We start from the raw sequence: 20,621 nt of genomic DNA on the forward strand, positions 1-20,621 counted from the left end.
AAAACAAAACAGGTGAAAGCCTGTTTTGTTTTTTTGCGGCCCTACTCAGTAAACAACTTTTGGGCCTCAGCTTTTTGCCGGGCCAAATCCTGATCCAGAAACTGGATTAACTGTTGAAACTCCGGATTATTTGCCAGGCTTGCCAGTAACGGATCATATTTAGTCCACCCTTCCCGCCAGCCTTTATCTATGGCCGCCATCAACGCCGCATTAGCTTGAGATTTATTACCTTCCAGCGCGCTAATACGCGCAGCAAGATAATACAATTCTGAATAAACTACGGAGGATTGAAGTTGCTCCGTCATTAGTTCTTTGCAATGAGCTATCAAATCACGCGCACTCTGCTCATTACCCAACTCTTGTTCTGCCCAGGCAATTTCAATTGCAGGTGAACAATACGGCATACCAAACATATCAGCCTGTTCAACCAGACTAGCTTTCTCAGTTAACAACTGCAAAGCTTTGCTCTTATCACCATACATCGAGTGATACCAGCTCGCTTCAAACTGAACCCAGTAATCATCAGGATTAGCGGCCACTTTAAAATCTATTTGCTCAAATAACGCAACTAAGTTTTCTTCCAGAATAAATAGTGTCGGTTGATAAAGCGCTACCGTACTCTGCAAATCTGGGTCGTTTGCCATCTGCTTCACAATGTCCGCTAACCCAAGATTTAACAGCGGACTAATCATTTTATGAGCAAGCCTCAGGTTGTCAGGCGAGAGCTGACTCGCTAATCTAGCCTCGCGGATCGCACCGACCAGATCACCCTGACTAAAATAAAGATCTGCCAGACCCTGGTAGGAAAACGTTGATTCAGGATAATCAATTTTTATTTGCTGAAATATCGCTTCAGCTTCGTTATAGCGACCAAACTTAGTTAGGGTAATTCCCAAGTTATAACTACTGGTTAGAAATAATGGGTCCAGCTCGTATGACTTCTCCAACGCCGATAACGACTCTTCAAAGCGTTGCAACGAATTCAATGCAACAAACTTCCACATATAAGCAATAGCAAGACTGGGATTCAACTGTATAGCTTTATCATAATCAATTACTGCCGTGGAAAAATCATTAGTAACAAAAGCAACTAATCCTTTTACCGCATGTGCCTCAGCCAGCGCTGGCTGGCGAGCCAACGCTTTATCAATATTTTGTTGGGCTAAGCTGGCCGCTAGATCAGCTTTAATCACTCCAAAACCCGCTACACCTGGACCCCCTTCTGCCAATAACACTAAGGTATCGGCCAACCCGACATAGCCATTGGCATATTCAGGATCTAATGCCACCGCTTGTTCAAATAACTGGCGGGCTTGCTGCATAGACTCAGTGGTTTGTTTGCGGTACTGCTCGCGGCCTTTTAAATACAGCACATAGGCATCGGCGCTGCGGGTACCGGCTAAATTGTTAAAGCTGCCGGAGGCGGCGTAGCTATCCTGTAACTGGTTAACCACCGAGCGACCAATATCCTGTTCTAACTTCGCCACGTCAGCTAACTCACGGGCATAGCTATTGCTCCACAGGGTGCTGCCGCTTTTCACATCCAGCAGCTGCACCCGCACATTCAGTCGCTCGCCTGACGCCTTAACACTGCCGGTCAGCACAGTATCAACCTGCAAGCGCTGGCCTATCTGCTGTGCTGTTAAGCCTTGCTCAGTTAAAAACTGGCTGGAACGCGAGGCCGATACTTTAAAATTGTCGGCGCTACCGAGCAAACTGGTGATTTCTTCCGCTAAACCCAGCGCTAAATAGCCCTGATCCTGCGCCGGGCTATTATCGCTAAATGGCAACACGGCAATAGTGCTGGTTCTGGCCTGGCTCGCTTCAGTTAATGCCTGTTGCTTTGCCAGCTGCTGCTTAAGCACACTAAAATACTCAACGCCTGAGTAGCCACTTAGCAGCATAACCAGCAGCAAACCGGCCCATTGCCTGCCACCCGGCGCTGCGGCAGGCTTATCATGCTCATTAACACTTACCGTGCGTTTAATACCGCTAAAGCTGATATCACAATACCAGGCCAGATAAATAACCAGTGGCAGGCAGCAAAGTAGTAACACGAAAATCGCTGAACCGAGCAATGGATTCAGCGCCAGGGTACTGGTTAACACCGAGATAATTTGCAGCAGCAACCAACTTAGCCCCGCATAAACCAGCACTGATTTAAGCACGGCGCGGCGTTTTAGCTCACTAATAAAGGTTTTCAAAATAGGGGTAGACTTTAGCGGTATCGAATATAAAAAGCATAGTCGACATAAGCGCTATATTCCATAGCGCTTGATATTGCTGATATTGCTAACTGTTTTTTGTTTCAGGTTGAGCCCCGCGCTTTGCAACGGTGTCGGTATTGGTCTGGTTGCTATTTTTGCTATCTAAGCGCCCGGCTTTACGCAGGGCGTCATGTAGCAAATATTCTATCTGGCCGTTAACGCTGCGAAACTCATCATCGGCCCAGCGCTGCAAGGCGCTGAGCATTTTTTCGTCTAACCGTAAGGCAAAGGCTTTTTTCGCCACAAAGCCGCCTGCTAGTACAAGCTACCGGTATTTAATACCGGCTGCACATGATGATCACCACACAATACCACCAGCAAGTTGCCCACCATGGCGGCTTTACGCTCGTCGTCCAGCTCTACCACATTGCGGGCTGATAACTGCTCCAGCGCCGATTCCACCATGCCAACTGCGCCCTCAACAATTTGCCGGCGCGCTGCGACAATAGCTGCTGCCTGCTGGCGCTGCAGCATGGCGCTGGCAATTTCCTGCGCATAGGCCAGATGGCTGATCCGCGATTCCAGCACCTGCACCCCGGCTTTATTTAGCCGTGCCTGAATTTCATTTTTTAATAACTCAGTAATATCATCGGTACTGCTACGCAGGCTGATGTCTTCGTCATTGCCGGCATCATACGCATAGCTTGAGGCTAAATGCCGAATTGCCGATTCACTTTGAATGCTAACAAAATTTTCGTAATTATCGACTTCAAATACTGCTTCGGCGCTATCGACCACCTTCCACACCACTACCGCGGCAATTTCCACCGGGTTACCGGCACTGTCGTTCACCTTCATTTTGCTGCTTTCAAAGTTGCGCACCCGAAGCGACACTTTCTGCTTGCTATATAACGGGTTAGACCAGCGTAAGCCATTGTTTAAATCGGTACCGACATAACGGCCAAATAACTGCAGCACCGCCGACTGGTTCGGATGCACCATATAAAAACCAAACCAGCACACCAATACTACAATGGCGCCTAACAAAAATACCGCTTTTAACACACCAGGCATAACCACAACAGCCGCTACCATCAGCAACTGCAATGTAAACAGCACGCCAATCATGCCAAAACCACCTTTGCTGTTAATCATTCGTTCCTTCAACATAACAAACCCTCTTAAAGTGATATTATTTTGATATCACTTTAATAGATATTTTTTGAAAGGCAAGAAAAAAAGCAGATTTTTTAAACGGCCGAGAGCTCACCAATAGCACAAAGTGTTATTTACTGGACGCTGTCGCGGGGCAAAACCGGGCAAAATCCTCGCGGCCGGTTTTGCCCTGCAGTTTGCTTGGGTTCAGGCACTACTCTGGTTATGTTGAATTACCCCTGAGCATATCGTCAGTTGCGATATGGCCTAACGGGCATGAATGTATTGACCTAACCGAAGGACATTTATATGAAAAAGCTTATATTATCCACGCTGGCAGCCAGTGCCTTGTTATCTTTATCGGTGCAGGCTGTACCCTGGTGCCATGGTGGCACCATCGTGCAAATCGCCGATGTTAACTGGAGCGAAGCCCAGATCCTGGCTAACTTCTATGGCTCTGTGCCTCCCGGCGTAGTCGATGCCGAGGTTTATAAAACCTTTCATGCAACCAATAACTACGCCTCAACCTTTGCTGGCGGCGGTGGTGGTTTTGGCGGCTACTCCGTGCCAGGCTCAGGCACTGTGCAGGTAACACCTTACGCACCTTACTCACTAACCAATATGGTGGGGCCCGGTTATTATTTCACCAGTCAGGGGGTGAAATTTAAAATACACAAATGCTACACCATTCCCCCTATGGTAGCAGTGCGTGAAGTGGAAAGGGTTGGCCTGCCAGAATCAGGCATTAGCTTTGAACCGCTGCGGGGCTTAGAAGCGATTGAGGCATACTGGAAAATCACCGACCCTAACAACGACGAAGACGAAGATAAACCCAGAAAACCAAGAAAATAAACGCTTGTTACATTGCCATGTCTGGATCCAGACATGGCAAATTATCTGTGCTGCTATCTGCTTGAATTAATAAAATGCTTGGTATAGTGTAACGCAATTGTTATTTGTTGTTGTTATCAATGCATATTGTGCTTCAGGCAACCTTGCCTATTTGTTTGCTCTGTATTTCGCTGCTACTTAGCATCAGCCCCGCCTTTGGCCAAAGTACTCCGAACCTGTGTTATACCCGGCAACAGGATACACAGCAGCAAATAGCACAATGTCGGGCCCTGTTAACCTGGTCAGCGGAAAATCAACCCAATATAGGCAACACATCACAGGCTGATACGGCACTGAAGCTGGCAGAGCTCTATACCAATAGCAGTCAGTTTGAGCAGGCCAGCCAATTCCTGATAACGCTGCAGCAAAACCAGAACATGTTATCCAGTGAACAGCAAATTCAGCTGCTACGCCGCCAGGGCATTCTGGCTTACCGCCAGGGACAACGGCCGCAAGCGCTGCGCCTGTTCAATCAAGCCGTACAAGCAGCACGTAGCAACGAAAAACCATTGTTGCTGGCTATCACATTGTCAGACGCGGGTACTGCACATCTGGCCATGACCCACTATGCCGAGGCGATCGACCATTATCGGCAAAGTCTGGCATTAAAAGAACAATATCAGGCCACGGCATCCAGCCGGGCCGTAACCCTGAATAACATTGGCAGCGTGTTTCGCAAACTGGCCGACTGGTCAGAGGCAGAGCACTATATTAGCCAGGCGGCCAAGTTGTATCAGCAGGACAATCACAGCGATCAGGCCAACCATTCACTGGAAGAACTGGCGCTGGTTTATCTGCAACAGAACAACAGTGACAAAGCCATCGCCATACTGCAACAAACGCTGGCTTACTTTCAAAGCACGGCCAACCCGCATGCTGAACTGCGCGTGACCCTGTTATTGGCAGATGTTGCTTTAAACCAGAGTAATATGGCTGCAGCGGCCAGCGTTTTGCAACAGGCAGAGCAACTGGACTTACAACTGGGAGCGTCGGATCAGTCAGTGATGCTGAAACTGCAACTGGGCAGGCTACTGCAACAGCAAGGGCATTACCAGCAGGCTGAAGCCATGCTAAGCCAGGGGCAGCAGTTAGCAGCAGCGCAGCAGGCCACAGCAATCAGGTTGAGGTTGCTGCAAGCACTGGTTGAGAACGCCGTTGCCTTTAGTCAATGGCAAAGCGCGTTGCAATACCAACAACAGCTGACCAACACCCAGCTGGAGCAGTATCAGTATAACTTTGCCGAAGCGCTGGCTCAGCAACGTAGCCAGCTGGAATATGAACAACAGCAAAAAGCGATTGGCCTGTTGCATAAAGATAATGAAATTAAAACTCTGAAAATAAGTGTGCAGCGAAATCAGTTCTTCGTGCTACTCAGCGTAAGTTGCCTGGTGTTGCTGCTGTTGGTTTTGCTATGGTACTGGCAGCAACGTAAGCGTCAGTTAGCGCGGCAGCAACTCGAAGCCAAGCTGGCCTGGCATGCCCGCCAATTTGCCGACCTTGGTGCCAGCCACAGTTCTCTGAAAGCCGCCTTTGGCCAGCTAAATCTTGCCATCATGATTTTTAACAATAAACAACAGCTAATATTTATTAATGACGCCTGTTGCCGCCTGTTTGACCTGCCTGCTTCGGCTTTTAACGGTTTGCTATTGAGCAATTTTATCCCGCCACAAAACGACCGCTTCTGGCAATTGTGGAATAACGATGAGCCGGTAGAGCAGGAATATCTGCAGCAGCAAAGCCTGCAGTTGGCTCAGCAACACTATCAGCTTAATTTTAGTGTCACTATGCTGACGCGTGAAGAACCGCTGACCCTGCTGGTGCTATCTGATCCCCAACAACCTGCCAACCTACCTTATTCGGCCTTAATGCCCCAGGCGAGTTTCTCACAGATGCTGGTTGATTTATTGCTTAGTTGCCTGGCTGCCTGGGAAAACAGTACCAACAGCAGCCGGATTGAGCTGGCGGAGCAAAGCGGGATCTGGCGGGTTTCGATAGATGATGGCCGCATCAGAACCCGTTCGCTGGATCGCTACTTGTCCGTCAAAACACTGCCTAAACATCCACGCTGGCGTGAAGTTTTGCGTACAGCGCACTTTGTGCTGGCACAGTGCAACCTGCCCGCAGCAACCCAGCAACAACTGGCCAGCAAGCTGGACAGTGTCACTGCCTATATTAAAGCCCAATCCTTGCTTTAATTATTGTCGTTAAGTTAGCGCCGCTGAATTGGCTCAATCACCTCCGGCATCCGGCAATAGCCGCAAGAAAACCGGATGCCCAAGGTTAACTGGTACAAGGCATGGTGATCACTTTCGCTATTTTTAAACACAGCAGGACTGTGAAAAATAGGCCGTACAGTACCGGCATCGCTGCTCTGCTGCCGATATGCCAGCTCCTTTTCACTGAAAACCTGACACAGCCCCTCTGCAGTGCGACGGGCAATAGTGTAATCGTCATCATCGAAATGGCCACAGCTTTTTAACTGACTGCACACCAGCCCCGAATCGCCCTTAAACTGCTGCAACAGTGGCTCTTTCAGCATAAATTCTCCCAGCACTGTAATACTACCGCCCCGACACCAGCCTGATTCCAGGGCTTCATCATGCGCCAGAGCAGAAAACCCCAGGATCATCCCAACAGTTCCCAAAATCAGATTAGTTTTAGTTTTAGTTTGCATAACTCACCTTTCACTTAGCTGCTTTTACGTCAGTAGCAACTGTACCTGCGCGCAACAGAAAAAACAGCAGCAGTGGCGGGCAAAACCGGGCAAAGCTCGCCAATCTCCCTTCACGGCGCAGCTGCAGAGCATGTCAGGTAGATTAAAGGCTTGTACTATTCGACGTTCAGGCCATGCTGTACTTAGGATCAGATGTGACTTTGCTGCAGATCAAGCCAGCACGAAGCAGCGAGGTCGCGGCGCCGCAAATGCTGTGTTATGCTGATTTTACTCAGTTTAACCTGGCAGGGTTTACAACCTTATGAGCGGCTTTACCTCTCTTTATCTTTTTATAGAACGCACTTTTTTTGGCACTTTAAGCCGGAAAATTATTGGTAATATCAGTTTTCTGGCTATTTTCTTCTTGCTGGCACTGTACCTGGCCTACCCGCAAGGTGGCGCGACTGGCAGCTGGTGGGCATTGCTGGTATTGGGCCTTAGTGCCTTTATTTTTACTATCGGTTATATGCATCACTTATTTGTGCGGCCCGTTACTGCCTTGGTGTCGGCCTTGCACGACACCAATCGCAAAGGTACCGACCTGAAGCTGCGGTTGCCGGCTTTTACCTTTGATGAATTTCGCACCCTGTCGGAAGAATACAACCAGTTTGTCAGCCAGCTGGGGCTGTTACTGGGCGATATACACCAACAGGCACACGAAACCCATCAGGTTAACGAGCAAGTTTCCACTGCCGTAAAAAGCACCCGCCAGCACTTGCAGGATACGGAAAAGCGTAGCGGCCAAATCCGGCGCGAAAGTGATCAGGTACTGGATAATCTGGCCGAAATTGTCCGCCATGGCGATGAAGTAAATCAGGTATCCGGCCATGCCGTTGATAAAGCCAAAGTGGCCAGTGGCCAGATGCAGCAATTAAACGGCCAGTTATCCGGCATCGTTAAGCTGCTCGACACCTTTGGCACCACCATTAACGGCCTGCATAAGAACTCGGAAAACGTACGGCAAATTCTGGTGATGGTAGAAACCTTTTCCGACCAGACAAACTTGCTGGCATTAAATGCCGCCATTGAGGCTGCCCGTGCCGGTGATGCCGGCCGCGGTTTTGCCGTGGTAGCAGACGAAGTACGTACCCTGGCAGCCAAGGTAAACGATGCCACTAAACAAATTTCCGGTTTTTTAAATGAAATGGAGCAACTGGTGGGTGAAACCCGCACCGAATCACAAAGCCTGAACCAGCAAGCGCAGCAAGCGCAACAGCAAATTGCCGATACCAGCGGCGAGTTCAGTAAATTACAACAGGAACTGCAGCAGGCGAAAAGCGGTATTCAGAATATCAGCCAGACCGTCTTGCAACTGGAACAACGCTATCAGCAAACGCATCAGCATTTAAGTGCGATTGAAAAAGTTACCAGCGACGCTCACCAGCAGATGGCGTCTATTGAGCAGGCAGCCAAAGACTTACTGAGTGGTACCGCCCGCACCCAGCAGCAATTGGGTAGGTTTGCCCGTAGCTAACAGCTGATGTTGCTAACTTGCCGCTGTCTGTTGCTGCCACCACTGGCTTAGCTCAGTAGCATTGCCCTGCAGCAGCACCGGCAGGCCGCGCTTTTTCAACTGATACTGGTACATAGGATCATAGTAATCGCTTAACAACCGGGCTATCCAGCGGCGGTGTAAACTGATATCACCGCTGCGCTGTTGTACGTCTAATGCCTGGCACAACATGGCGTTAAGTTCGCTGTAAAGCGCCCCACCTAAACGCTTACGAATGCGAGCCATCGCCTGTTGCAACATGTTGCTGAACTGGTCAAAGCCCTGTTCAGCATGCAGGCTGGTCGCTTCAGCCAGCAAATCGACAATATAATCCTGCAGAATAACCTCAATCCGGCCACTTAAGGGCTCATCCAGTAACAGTAGCGGGCTATGCTGCATGGCCTGATAAAACAGATGCGGAATATTGCGCTGGCCAATTAATAGGCTTTCATCTTCCAGCAGTAAATAAGGTGCTGGCGTCTGCTCTGCCCGCAATAAGGCACCGGCTAAATCATTTTCAAAGCGGATCTGGCTTGGCTGTGGCGCCAGTTTACGGCCAAAAGCCGAACCCCGGTGGTTGGCCAGCGCTTCCAAATCTACCGCTTGTAACTGGCGCAATAAGCGGGTTTTGCCACTGCCGGTAGGCCCGGCCAGTAACAGCATGGGGCGCGTAGCAGCCTGTTCAATGCTGGCAATGGCCGCCTGACGCAGCGCTTTAAAGCCGCCCTTCACTCTGGGGTACACCACACCGGCCTCAGCCAGCCACTGCTGGGCAATTTGCGAGCGCAAGCCTCCGCGGGCGCAGTACAATAAGCCCTGTGGCTGACTCAGCGCAAAGTCTCGCCAGGCCTCTACCCGACTGGCTTTCAGCTCCCCATGTACCAGCTTATGCCCAAGCGCAATGGCTGCCTGCTGGCCCTGCTGCTTATAACAAAGGCCAATGGCGGCACGCTCGCTATCACTCATCAGCGGTAAATTAATGCTGCCGGCAAAGGCACCACGGCTGAACTCGGCAGGAGCGCGTAAATCCAGCAACGGCAGCTGCTGGCGCAATATCTGCTGGTAGTTGTCTGCCAGCGGTAAGTCAGAGGCCATTACGGTTCCCGTTAGCGCACACGAATACGATGGCTGTTACCAGGCAGGGTCAGCTCACCAATCGGCTGTAATACTAAATCGTAGCTCAGGGCTAAATCCCGAAAAACGGCTTCTGCTTTTGGGCTAACCGCCAGTAATAAGCCACCACTGGTTTGTGGATCGCATAACAGCGCCTGCTGTTCAGGGCTTAGTGGTGATACTTTAGCGCCATAGCTGGCAAAATTACGGCCACTGCCACCGGGAATGCAGCCTTTAGCAATATAATCAGCTACATGCGGCAGCACCGGCACGGCGGCGTTATCCAGTAGTGCATCAACACCGCTGCCTTCACACATTTCCAGTAAATGCCCCAGCAAGCCAAAACCGGTAACGTCGGTCATGGCATTAACCCCCTGCAGCCTGGCAATATCGACCCCGATACGATTTAACTGCACCATAGTATCGCGCGCCAGGGTGGCATGCTCAGCGTTAAGTTTTTTCTGTTTTTGCGCGGTAGTTAAAATACCCACCCCTAATGGCTTGGTTAAATACAGCCGGTCACCGGCTTTGGCGCTGTCGTTCCGTTTTAGCTGGTTTATCGCTACCCTACCACTTACTGCTAAACCAAACATCGGCTCTGGCGCATCAATACTATGGCCACCAGCTAACATAATGCCGGCTTCTTTACAGGTATGGCGCGCGCCTTCCAGCACCTGCCGGGCTAATTCAGGCGGCAGCTTGCTGACCGGCCAGCCCAGGATGGCAATGGCCAACAGTGGCTGACCACCCATGGCATAAATATCACTAATGGCATTGGTGGCGGCAATGCGGCCAAAATCAAAAGCATCGTCGACTATTGGCATAAAAAAGTCGGTGGTACTTAACAATGCACTGCCATCGCCCAAATCATAAGCCGCCGCATCGTCTTTACTGGTATTGCCTACCAGTAATTTGCCGTCAGTAAAGTTTGAATTGGTTTTAAGAATAGTATCCAGTACTTGCGGTGAAATTTTACAACCACAACCGGCGCCGTGGCTGAATTCAGTGAGTTTAATCGCAGACAAATCAGACATAATAACTCTTGGTAAACACACAATAGCGCCAACATAACCAAAGCCTTTTGCAATAACAAGGGATCTTTTGGCGATTGGCAGGATACCGGTCCACTATACTTAAGATTATCCATAACCCACTGCGTCAGGCGCTAAGGTTTCAGCCTATGAATAAACGACAACTTCTCGACCATGCCATGCTACTGGCCGAGCAAACCGGCTGGGAGGGTTTACAGTTAACCACCCTGGCTAACAGCCTGAATATCAGCCTGGCGCAACTGGCAAAGGTGGTGCAGCAAAAAGACGAGCTAGCCGATGCCTGGTTTGACCGGGCTGACGAAGCAATGCTGAGCGCTGAACTGGCTGGTAGCAGCTGTGCTGCCGAAAAGCTGGAGCGGGCCATTCGCAGCTGGTTAAATGCCTTAGCGCCTTACCAGCAACTTACCCGGCAAATGCTGTATTACAAGCTGGAGCCGGGCCATATTCATTTGCAAGCGGCAGCGCTGCTGCGGATTAGCCGCACCGTGCAATGGTTGCGCGAACTTGCCGGCCTGCACGCCAGTGGCGGTGCGCGCATTGCCCAGGAGCTGGCACTAAGCGGGTTATTTACCACTATTTTTGTTGGCTGGCTTTATGACACCTCGCCCGAACAAACCACCAGCCTGAAACGACTAAAAGCGGCCCTTGCCAGCTTAAATAAGCTGGGTTTATGTCACTAAACTGTGGCTTGGGTTGTCTCGGCGCAGCAGCCTTGACCAGGCAATATCTCCCTTTGCCTGACGACCTATTCACATTACACTGATACGCATCACTTACTTTAAGGAACCATTATGCTTAGCCGTTTGATAATACTCTGTAGCCTGCTGCTAACCAGTGTTAGCAGCCACAGTGCTGCCGGTAGCCGCGACCACTATACCTATGCCAATTATCAGCAGGTCACGGTAAACCACCTGCACCTGGATTTAGCCATCAACTTTGAACAGAAAACCTTAAGTGGCTTTGCCGATTTACAGTTAAACTGGCTGGATAGCAATGAAACCCGGGTGCAGCTGGATACCCGCGATTTAACCATTGAACGGGTGTACGCCAAACACGCCAACGGCAGCTGGCAACCGGCCCCTTTTCAGCTGGCCAAACGTGATGCGGTACTGGGCAGCAAACTGAGCATTAGCCCGGCATTTCAGCCAAACATGCTGCGTATTCATTACCGCTCGGCACCCGGGGCTTCAGGCTTACAATGGTTAACCCCGGCACAAACAGCCGGTAAAACCAGCCCTTTTATGTTTAGCCAGAATCAGGCTATTCATGGCCGCAGCTGGATGCCCATTCAGGATACACCCGCGGTACGAATGACTTACAGCGCCCGAATTCAAACCAGTGATAAGGTATTGGTACTGATGAGTGCGCCAAATGACCCCACTACCGACCGTGATGGCGATTATCAGTTTTATATGCCACAACCGATACCGGCTTATTTAATTGCCATTGCTGCTGGCGATCTGCAATTTAAAGCAATGAGCGAGCAAACCGGCGTATACGCCGAGCCTTATATATTAGAAGCTGCGGCAGCCGAGTTTGCCAGTACTCAGGCGATGATCGATGCTACCGAGCAGCTGTACGGCGAATACCGCTGGGGCCGCTACGATTTACTCATTTTGCCGCCCAGTTTTCCGTTTGGTGGCATGGAAAACCCGGTATTAAGCTTTATTACCCCAACCGTGATCGCCGGTGATGGCAGCCTGGTAAACCTGATTGCCCATGAACTGGCGCACTCCTGGTCGGGCAACCTGGTGACCAACGCCACCTGGCGCGATCTGTGGCTAAATGAGGGGTTTACCTCTTATGTTGAAAACCGCATTATGGAGCAGGTGTTCGGTACCGACCGCGCCGTGATGGAGCAAGCCTTAGCGGTGCAGGATTTACAGCAAGAGCTGACAGTATTAAGCGCCAATGACAGCATTTTGCATATCGATTTACAGGGCCGCGATCCGGACGATGCGTTCAGTGGCGTGCCCTACACCAAAGGCCAGCTGTTTTTAATGTATCTGGAGCAGCAATTCGGCCGCGATAAGTTTGACCCTTTTGTACGGCAGTACTTTGCTGACCATGCGTTTCAAAGCATTGATACCGAGCGCTTTGTCAGCTATCTGGATAAAAACCTGCTGCAACAGTACCCGGGCATAGTGTCACTTGAGCAGGCAAAAACCTGGATTTATCAGCCTGGTTTGCCCGCTAACACGCCGATGCCGCAATCAGATGCCTTTAATCAGGTGCAGCAACACGCCAGCCGCTGGCTGGCCGGCGCAACAGAACTGGCCGCACTGCCCACCGCCAGCTGGACAGTGCATGAGTGGCTGTATTTTATCAATAACCTGCCGCTGACTATCAGTGAGGCGCAGCTAACGGCGCTTGATAATCGCTTTGCGCTAACCACCTCAACCAATACTGAAATTGCCCATGCCTGGTATTTACTGGCGCTGAAAACGGGTTATCAGCAGGTAATGCCGCAACTGGAGCAGTACTTAATCAGCATTGGCCGGCGCAAACTGATTATTCCGCTGTATAAGCAACTGGCCACAACGCCAGAGGGCCTGGCCTTTGCCCGCAAGGTATATCAGCAAGCGCGGCCAGGCTATCACCCGCTGGCGCAGGGCAGTGTCGATGACCTGCTTAATAACTGACATTGATCTAAAAGCAGCTGGCGCCGTATTGATTGCTATGGTGGCGAACTGAAACTGATGATGAAAAAACTGTTTTATGATGGTAGTTGTAAGCTGTGTCAGCGCGAAATCAACGCGCTGGCACCAAAGCTGACACCGCACCTGCAGCTGGTTGATATCAGCACCGGCGGCTTTAACGGCTATGCCGGAGTGAGCAAAGGCGCGATGATGCAGCAAATTCACTTATGGGATCAGGATCATTTTATTATCGGTATCGATGCCAGCTTGCATTACTGGCAACTTGCAGGCTATCGCAAACTGGTGGCGTTTTTACGTCTGGCACCGTGCTATTGGCTGGCCAGTAAAGCCTATGGTATTTGGGCCCGCAGCCGGGCTAAGTGCTCTGATGGTGACTGTGCGTTGTGAGACCACGCAGGCCAAGGCATAACCGAGCGACAACCAAAGCGCGTGATGCAACCGACCAGCATATTTTGCGGTTACACCTGGCAATGGTCGATAAATTGCTGGCCGACCCGACCCCGTTAACCCATCTTTACCAAGTGCTGGAACAACGCTATCAGGCTGGCCAACTCAGGCACAGCGCTTATATTCACTGGCATAGTATTCTCGACTGTATTGACCAGCCTGAAATATTTCGACGCGAGTTGCTGGATCAGGCCGAGCGCATGTGTAAACTGCGCCGCCGCACCATTCTGGTTGGTATTTTAACCGAACAGGAACGTATCGCCTTACTTTATCCACCGCCAGCAACAACCCCAACGACATAAGCGCGTTCAAAATAATACAACAGGCTCTGGCAGCCATTCGGGCTCTATGCAGTCAGCCAGATGCGAGCTGATAAAGCCGGTAAGCGATTGCGCCGCATACGACAAGCGTTTATCGGCGTTGCGTACCAGATACCAGTGGCTATGCAGCGGGAAACCGTCAACCTGTAACACCGAGAGCTTTTCGCGTCCCTCTAACAGGGTATGACCCGAGATCACCGACAAGCCCAGCCCTGCCGCCACACTTAAGCGAATAGCTTCGTTACTCTCAATCTGCATACTGTGGCTAAGCTCTATGCCCTGGCTGCTGAGCCAGGCTTCAAACATCATGCGGGTGGCACTGCCTGGCTCGCGCAATAAAAACCGCTCGTGTTTTAGCTGGCTAAAGCTAAGCTGTTGCTTGCCCGCAGCCCAGTGGTCTAATGGGGCAATAAGTTGCAATGGGTTTTTCACTATCGGGATGGCGCTGACATGCTCGCCACTTGGTGGGTGGCTGAACAGGTAAATATCGTCTTGTTGCTGTTCAAAACGGCTAAGAATTTGCGCGCGGTTACCAATATGCAGGGTCACTTCAAGCTGCGGGTACTGGCGGTAAAACGGCCCGAGAATTCTTGGCATTAAATATTGGGCCGTATTAACCACCGCAATACTTAAGCTGCCGCGCCGGCCGCTATTTAGCTCGCTAAGCTCACTGTTTAAATCATCAAAACGGCTTAGTACATCACAAGCGGCCTGATACAGTGCCTGGCCTGCAGCCGTCGGCAGCAGGCTTTTGCCGTGCACAGCCCGGCTACTATGTTGCAGTAGTGGCTCTTTTGCCACTTCGGCCAGTTTTTTTAGCTGCAATGATACCGTCGGCTGTGTCAGGTGCAACGCCCGCGCCGCGGCCGAAATATTGCCCAGTTGCACCACTTTAATATACACCTGCAATAAGCGAAAACTCAGTAGTCGCACATCCACTATGTTAAACCCCGTTATAACACTACACCTATTAACCATAGATAATAGTCTATAGTTGGCGGCGATAATATTAATTAGGCAATATAAATATTATTCGGCACACTGCGCGGGTTAAATTAACGGAGCATGACCATGCCTGATGTTGTTATCGCCTTTTTTGCGCTGGGCTTGTTAGCCGGCCTGGTAAAATCGGATTTAAAAGTTCCACTGCCAATTTATGAAACCCTGTCTATTTTACTGATGCTAACCTTGGGTTTAAAAGGCGGTATGGCACTGCATGGTGTGCCGCTGCTGCCGATACTGCCCGAACTTGGCCTAATTGCCGCCACCGGCGTCGTGCTGCCGCTACTGCTGTATCCATTGCTGCGCCGGCTGGTAAAGCTCAGTAGTGCTAATGCTGCCAGTGTGGCTGCGCACTATGGTTCGGTTAGTGCCGGTACCTTTGCCGTGGTGATGGCGCTGGCCATCCATCACAACTTACCGATGGCACCGCAAACCACGCTGTATCTGGTGCTGCTGGAACTACCGGCTATTGTCACCATGTTATGGTTATACCGCTATATTAACGGTGGCAAAGCCAGCTCACTGGCCATTTTGCATGAAGCCTTAACCAGCCGCGGTGTATTGCTGCTAGGTGGCGGCATGCTGATTGGCTGGTTATACGGCGAACAGGGTTTGTCGGGCATTACCCCGGTATTAATGGGCGGCTTTAGTACTTTGCTGGCCTTGTTTTTACTGGAAATGGGCCTGTGTACCGCCAAGGTATGTTCGCCGCTGCCAATAAAACAATGGCGGCTGATGCTATTCGCCATGATTGCTCCTGTGGTGCTCGCCTGGCTGGGCATTGGCCTGGGCTTGCTACTGGGGCTGAGCAGCGGCAGTATTCTGGTGCTGGCAGCACTGATGGCCAGCGCTTCCTATATTGCGGCACCGGCCGCCATTCGCGCCGCCATACCCGAAGCTGACATTGGTTTGGCGTTACTGGCAGCGCTGGGTATTACCTTTCCGCTGAATGTGCTGATTGGCCTGCCGCTGTACTTAAGCTGGATCACCGCCCTTACCGGGTAAAGCAAGGTGCTACAGCGCTAAGCGGCGCAGCCGCAGCGCATTGGTTACCACAAACACACTGGATAACGCCATAGCCCCGGCTGCCAGCATCGGCGATAGCAGTATGCCAAAAGCCGGGTATAGCGCCCCGGCAGCCACCGGCAGCAACAGCGCGTTATAGCCAAAAGCCCAGAACAAATTCTGGCGGATATTACGCAACGTCGCTTTGCTCAGCGCTATGGCGTTCACTACTGCCATAATATCCGCCCGCATTAACACCACATCTGCCGCTTCTATTGCGATGTCGGTGCCATTACCCACCGCCAGGCCAATATCGGCCTCGGCCAGTGCTGGCGCATCATTAATGCCATCACCAACAAAGGCCACGGCCCCAAACTCAGCACGCAGTTGTTTTACGGCATCAACCTTACCCTGCGGCAATACGTCGGCTACGACGGTATCAATGCACAACTGTTTGGCAATGGCATTGGCGGTATGGTGGTTGTCACCACTGATCATCGCCACTTTTAAACCCAGTTGCTGCATAGCCGCTATCGCCGCTGCAGAGCCGGGTTTTAGCGTATCAGCTACGGCCAGTATTGCCGCCAGTTTGCTGTCCACCGCCAGATACAATACGGTTTTACCGCTGTTTGCCAACGCGTTGGCCTGCGCGGCGTGTGCAGTTACATCCAGCTTTAGTTGCTGCATAAAACGATCAGCGCCAATGGCGACCTGTTGGCCGTTAATAGTGCCACTTACGCCCATGCCGCTGTGCACTTTAAAATCGCTTACCTGCGGCAAGTCTAGTTGCTGTTGCGCCGCGGCCGCCACGAAAGCGTCGGCCAGCGGATGCTCAGATTGTTGCTCCAGTGCTGCTGCCAGCGCCAGAACATGCTGCTGGTTAAAACCGGTTTGCCCTTCTTGCTGAATTAAAATGTCGGTCAGTTGTGGCTTGCCCACCGTCAGGGTGCCGGTTTTATCCAGCGCAATCACTTTACAAGCACGTAGCGTTTGCAACGCACTGCCCTGGCGGAACAAGATGCCAAGCTGTGCGGCGCGGCCGGTGCCGACCATAATAGAGGTAGGTGTGGCCAGCCCCATGGCACAGGGGCAGGCAATAATCAGCACGGCTACAGCATTCACCAGCGCCAGACTCAGTGCCGGCTGTGGCCCCCACAGCCACCAGGCGGCAAAGGTAATACCTGACAGCAACATAACCAGCGGCACAAAGATGGCGGTTACTTTATCCACCAAGGCCTGCACCGGTAACTTGTCGCTTTGTGCTTGCTGTACCAGGGCAATAATTTGCGCCAGCACGGTATCACCGGCAGCTTTGCTAACACGAACCTGCAGCACGCCCTGCTTATTTACCGTGCCGGCATACACCGCAGCACCGGGTTGTTTCGCTTTGGCCAGCGGCTCACCGCTTAGCATCGACTCATCGATATACGACTCACCCTGCTCTACTGTGGCATCCAGCGCAATACGCTCACCGGCACGCACTAACAACAAGTCGCCTGGTTTAATTTGCGTCAGCGCCACACTATGCTGTTGGCCGTCTTTTAACAGCGTTGCGGTAGCCGGCTGCAAACTGAGTAATTGCTGTATCGCCGCCCCGGTCTGGCCTTTGGCGCGTGCTTCCAGATAACGCCCCAGCAGTATAAGCGTAACGATTACCGCTGCCGCTTCAAAATACACGTGCGCCGTACCGTCAGGTAACAGCTGCGGCATAAAGGTGGCCACTAACGAAAAGCCCCAGGCCGAGAGGGTACCCAGCGCCACTAAGGAATTCATCTCGGGTTGGCCTTTTAACAGCAGCGGAATACCGATTTGCATAAAGCGCCGGCCCGGCCCCAGCAATACTAAGGTGGTAAGCAAAGCCTGAATTTGCCAGTTCAGGCTTTGGCCCAGAGCAGCCATTAACCAGTGATGAAACGCTGGAATAAGATGGGCGCCCATTTCCAGGATAAATACCGGTAAGGTTAATGCAACAGCCAGCCATAAATCGCGCAGCAACACAGCTTGCTCTGCCTGCTTTTCTGCCGTTTTATGCTGCTGTGCTGCCTGTTTATCAGCCTCTGGTTGCAGTGGTACAGCTTTATATCCGGCGGCCTGCAGCGCTGCCACCAGGGCCGCCACAGTGGCGCTGCTCTCTACCTGTGCCTGTTCGGTCGCCAGGTTAACACTGGCGGCCTGCACGCCCGGCACTGCCAGTAAGGCTTTTTCCACCTTGCTAACACAAGAGCCGCAGTGCATGCCACTAATATTAAGCGTTATCTGCGTCATAGTGTTGTCTCCCGGTTATCCGCAAAATACTGTACTAAGGCACTGTGGGTGCCAATGCCTGCCACGGTAGCAGCTTGACAACAGTATGCACCTTATCCGCAGGCTAAGGTCAAGCGGCATTAGTAATTAAACGCACTGATCGATAATGCGCCGCAGCCGTAATTGCAACAATGTTATTTAGCTGACAGTAACGGTTATGCAACTTAACTTGATGAGATCAGCCATCTTAACCGGGCAGGAGTACAAGCTGCTACTGCCGGAGATAACGATATGAAGCTTATTGCCACTCTGGGCTATGCCGGCCTGTTACCTTTTGCCCTGCTGCCACTGGCTTATCATATGCAGTGGGCCACCAGCAGCGCCCAGCTGCTGCAACTTTATCAGCTATACAGCGCACTTATTCTGGGCTTTATGGCTGGAGTACTCTGGCCGGTATTGTACTCGCAGCAACACACTGCAGCAGAGAACAAGCTTGCTTTGCTGGCAGTGAGTTTTCCGGTGATCAGTATTATCAGCCTGGCGCTGTGGCCAGGCCATTTTTTATTGCTGCAGGCGATACTGTTTCTGCTGTTGCGTGTCACTGAATATAGCAGCAGCATTAATCAGCGCTACCCGCCGAGCTATCGCAGCTTACGCAACGCTTTAACCCTGGTGGTGTGCCTTAGCCATCTGCTGATGTTTGCGCTGATTAATATGCCGCGGTAAAACGCTTATTCTGATGTTGTGGCTGCTCGGCTTCGTTCAGCAACGCCACAGCATAATCGCCATTGGAAATACGACTGTTGCCGTCGCTGTCGGTTAATAAATTATCCAGCCCCAGCCGGAAGCGGCCGGTTTTAGCGCCGGGAAAAATATCAAACGCTGGTGATAGAAAGCTCCAGCTAACGGCGCTTTGTTGCTGTAACATCCTTAGTGCCTCAGCAGCACCTTCAGCCGAACCCCGATACTCTGGCGGAAACTCCGGGCTATCCAGCAAGCGGCTGCCATCAGCCAGCAGCAATGTCGCAGCACCACCTACCACCAGTAAACGGCCTGCGTTGGCAGCTGTTGCCGCCTTTAGTACCGAGCTGAATGCCTGAATGTAATAGCCTTTTACATCTGGCTGCGCATGGCCGCTAAAGGCACTTATCACGATAGCTTTACCACTCAGTAACCTGGTTAAAGCTGGCGTATCATTAATATCCAGCCCCACTACGGTTAACCCCGCTTGCGCCTGACACAGGGCTGCATTTACGCTGTCTACCCACCAGGACGCTTTCGGCCGGCCCGGGTAACCGCCTTTGTTGATTTTTTGCAGCAATATATGCAGGTTTAGGACGAGGACAGCAGAGCTGCGGCAGAGCACAGGTATAACTAAACCTATTGATAGGTTACAAGAGCCTGCTACTGCCGCTACAATAGCCTGTACGATAGCAGCTAAGGAGTTTGAGTTGGAGTTAGATATTTATATTGTTGATGCATTTACCAAGCAACAGTTTAAAGGCAATTCAGCCGCCGTGGTGCCACTACAGCATTGGCTGACACCTGAGATAATGCAAAATATTGCGGCAGAAAATAACCTGTCAGAAACCGCCTTTATCCTGGCGTTATCGCCCAATAAATATGAAATTCGCTGGTTTTCTCCGTTAACAGAAATCGACTTTTGTGGCCACGCCACCTTAGCATCATCCTATGTGATATTTAATTATCTGGGCGGCCAGGCTGAAATCGAGTTTGTCACCTCGCAGGTGGGCTCACTGTTTGTGAATCAGCATGGCGACGGCCGGATTGAAATGAGTTTCCCCAAGCAGTGCCCGGAGATTGTCGAGCAGGTGCCACCCGCCCTGTTAGCCGGTTTGTCGGTAAAGCCAATACAGGTATTAAAAAACCGCCAGGCCTATTTTGCGGTAATGGCATCGGAACAAGAAGTGATAAACCTGAGCTATCATTCAGCCCAACTGAAACAATTAGCCCCCTTTGATTTGGTTGTTACCGCTAAAGCCAGCGAATATGACTTTATCTCACGTTATTTTTGGCCCGCTAACGGCGGTGATGAAGATCCGGTAACCGGTTCCATTCATGCGGGGCTGGCACCTTACTGGGCTAAACACCTGGCTAAAGATACTTTGGTGGCCTATCAGGCATCATCACGCGGCGGCATAGTATATTGCACCATTAGCCATGACCGGGTGCTGGTATCAGGTTTTGCGGTGTTATATCTGAAAGGCACCGCTTACATCTAATGGCTTGTGCAATTTGCCGGCCGGTGCCTAACCTAACAGCATGGGGTCAGACACCCCCGGCTCCGTCAAAAGAGGGG

Annotated in this window: 19 protein-coding genes; 10 read left to right on the forward strand and 9 right to left on the reverse strand. The window is 51.3% G+C overall.

The window, feature by feature from the left end:
* Positions 1–41: 41 nt before the first annotated feature.
* From WG68_RS08880 to WG68_RS08890, 3 genes are all read right to left on the reverse strand, one after another.
* Complete coding sequence (locus WG68_RS08880; protein ID WP_083981839.1) at positions 42–2,204, reverse strand: tetratricopeptide repeat protein; 2,163 nt, start codon at positions 2,202–2,204, stop codon at positions 42–44.
* Positions 2,205–2,292: 88 nt separating this feature from the next.
* Positions 2,293–2,511, reverse strand: coding sequence for an Arc family DNA-binding protein (locus WG68_RS08885; protein WP_235357704.1), 219 nt, complete (start codon positions 2,509–2,511; stop codon positions 2,293–2,295).
* Between the two features lie 11 nt (positions 2,512–2,522).
* On the reverse strand, positions 2,523–3,362 hold the full coding sequence (locus tag WG68_RS08890) for an SPFH domain-containing protein (protein ID WP_083981840.1): 840 nt from the start codon (positions 3,360–3,362) through the stop codon (positions 2,523–2,525).
* 309 nt (positions 3,363–3,671) lie between these two features.
* On the opposite strand from WG68_RS08890, the gene WG68_RS08895 reads away from it, so the two are divergent.
* On the forward strand, positions 3,672–4,214 hold the full coding sequence (locus WG68_RS08895) for a hypothetical protein (RefSeq protein ID WP_046557334.1): 543 nt from the start codon (positions 3,672–3,674) through the stop codon (positions 4,212–4,214).
* Between the two features lie 119 nt (positions 4,215–4,333).
* Entirely contained in the window at positions 4,334–6,448 is a 2,115-nt protein-coding gene (locus tag WG68_RS08900) for a PAS domain-containing protein (RefSeq protein WP_046557335.1), read from the forward strand.
* A 14-nt stretch (positions 6,449–6,462) separates the two neighbouring features.
* Here WG68_RS08900 and WG68_RS08905 read toward each other — a convergent pair whose 3' ends face one another.
* Positions 6,463–6,927 (reverse strand): hypothetical protein, encoded by a 465-nt coding sequence (locus WG68_RS08905; RefSeq protein WP_046557336.1) that lies wholly within the window; start codon positions 6,925–6,927, stop codon positions 6,463–6,465.
* Positions 6,928–7,228: 301 nt separating this feature from the next.
* On the opposite strand from WG68_RS08905, the gene WG68_RS08910 reads away from it, so the two are divergent.
* Entirely contained in the window at positions 7,229–8,440 is a 1,212-nt protein-coding gene (locus WG68_RS08910) for a methyl-accepting chemotaxis protein (RefSeq protein ID WP_046557337.1), read from the forward strand.
* A 12-nt stretch (positions 8,441–8,452) separates the two neighbouring features.
* On the opposite strand, the gene mnmH is transcribed toward WG68_RS08910, so the two are convergent.
* Together mnmH and selD are read right to left on the reverse strand one after the other, a co-directional pair.
* Complete coding sequence (gene mnmH / locus WG68_RS08915) at positions 8,453–9,553, reverse strand: tRNA 2-selenouridine(34) synthase MnmH (RefSeq protein ID WP_046557338.1); 1,101 nt, start codon at positions 9,551–9,553, stop codon at positions 8,453–8,455.
* Between the two features lie 11 nt (positions 9,554–9,564).
* Positions 9,565–10,605, reverse strand: a complete 1,041-nt coding sequence (selD, locus tag WG68_RS08920; RefSeq protein ID WP_046557339.1) for a selenide, water dikinase SelD — start codon at positions 10,603–10,605, stop codon at positions 9,565–9,567.
* A gap of 146 nt (positions 10,606–10,751) precedes the next feature.
* Between selD and WG68_RS08925 the strand changes: the two genes are divergently transcribed.
* From WG68_RS08925 to WG68_RS08940, 4 genes are all read left to right on the forward strand, one after another.
* Positions 10,752–11,303, forward strand: coding sequence for a TetR family transcriptional regulator (locus WG68_RS08925; protein ID WP_046557340.1), 552 nt, complete (start codon positions 10,752–10,754; stop codon positions 11,301–11,303).
* A 111-nt stretch (positions 11,304–11,414) separates the two neighbouring features.
* Positions 11,415–13,265 (forward strand): M1 family metallopeptidase, encoded by a 1,851-nt coding sequence (locus WG68_RS08930; protein ID WP_046557341.1) that lies wholly within the window; start codon positions 11,415–11,417, stop codon positions 13,263–13,265.
* Positions 13,266–13,322: 57 nt separating this feature from the next.
* Positions 13,323–13,670, forward strand: a complete 348-nt coding sequence (locus WG68_RS08935; RefSeq protein WP_235357705.1) for a thiol-disulfide oxidoreductase DCC family protein — start codon at positions 13,323–13,325, stop codon at positions 13,668–13,670.
* Positions 13,667–14,032 carry a hypothetical protein gene (locus WG68_RS08940; RefSeq protein ID WP_046557342.1) on the forward strand — a complete coding sequence of 122 codons (366 nt, stop codon included), beginning with the start codon at positions 13,667–13,669 and terminating at the stop codon, positions 14,030–14,032. The genes WG68_RS08935 and WG68_RS08940 overlap by 4 nt, the downstream gene beginning before the upstream one ends.
* A gap of 6 nt (positions 14,033–14,038) precedes the next feature.
* Here WG68_RS08940 and WG68_RS08945 read toward each other — a convergent pair whose 3' ends face one another.
* The gene (locus WG68_RS08945; RefSeq protein WP_200897564.1) at positions 14,039–14,989 is read right to left on the reverse strand and encodes a LysR family transcriptional regulator; all 951 of its coding nucleotides are present in this window, start codon (positions 14,987–14,989) and stop codon (positions 14,039–14,041) included.
* A 132-nt stretch (positions 14,990–15,121) separates the two neighbouring features.
* On the opposite strand from WG68_RS08945, the gene WG68_RS08950 reads away from it, so the two are divergent.
* A complete protein-coding gene (locus WG68_RS08950) occupies positions 15,122–16,057 on the forward strand; it encodes a sodium-dependent bicarbonate transport family permease (RefSeq protein WP_046557344.1) in 936 nt (311 codons plus the stop codon).
* 9 nt (positions 16,058–16,066) lie between these two features.
* Here WG68_RS08950 and WG68_RS08955 read toward each other — a convergent pair whose 3' ends face one another.
* Positions 16,067–18,322, reverse strand: coding sequence for a heavy metal translocating P-type ATPase (locus WG68_RS08955; protein WP_052749026.1), 2,256 nt, complete (start codon positions 18,320–18,322; stop codon positions 16,067–16,069).
* Between the two features lie 270 nt (positions 18,323–18,592).
* Between WG68_RS08955 and WG68_RS08960 the strand changes: the two genes are divergently transcribed.
* The gene (locus tag WG68_RS08960) at positions 18,593–19,027 is read left to right on the forward strand and encodes a DUF3429 family protein (protein WP_046557345.1); all 435 of its coding nucleotides are present in this window, start codon (positions 18,593–18,595) and stop codon (positions 19,025–19,027) included.
* On the opposite strand, the gene WG68_RS08965 is transcribed toward WG68_RS08960, so the two are convergent.
* The gene (locus WG68_RS08965) at positions 19,011–19,622 is read right to left on the reverse strand and encodes an NAD(P)-dependent oxidoreductase (protein WP_052749027.1); all 612 of its coding nucleotides are present in this window, start codon (positions 19,620–19,622) and stop codon (positions 19,011–19,013) included. The two genes, WG68_RS08960 and WG68_RS08965, sit on opposite strands and share 17 nt — an antisense overlap.
* A 130-nt stretch (positions 19,623–19,752) precedes the next feature.
* Here WG68_RS08965 and WG68_RS08970 point away from each other — a divergent pair, with 130 nt between their 5' ends.
* A complete protein-coding gene (locus WG68_RS08970; RefSeq protein WP_046557346.1) occupies positions 19,753–20,544 on the forward strand; it encodes a PhzF family phenazine biosynthesis protein in 792 nt (263 codons plus the stop codon).
* Positions 20,545–20,621 lie beyond the last annotated feature (77 nt).

The sequence above is a fragment of the Arsukibacterium ikkense genome (assembly GCF_000987775.1).
Lineage (GTDB): Bacteria > Pseudomonadota > Gammaproteobacteria > Enterobacterales > Alteromonadaceae > Alishewanella > Alishewanella ikkense.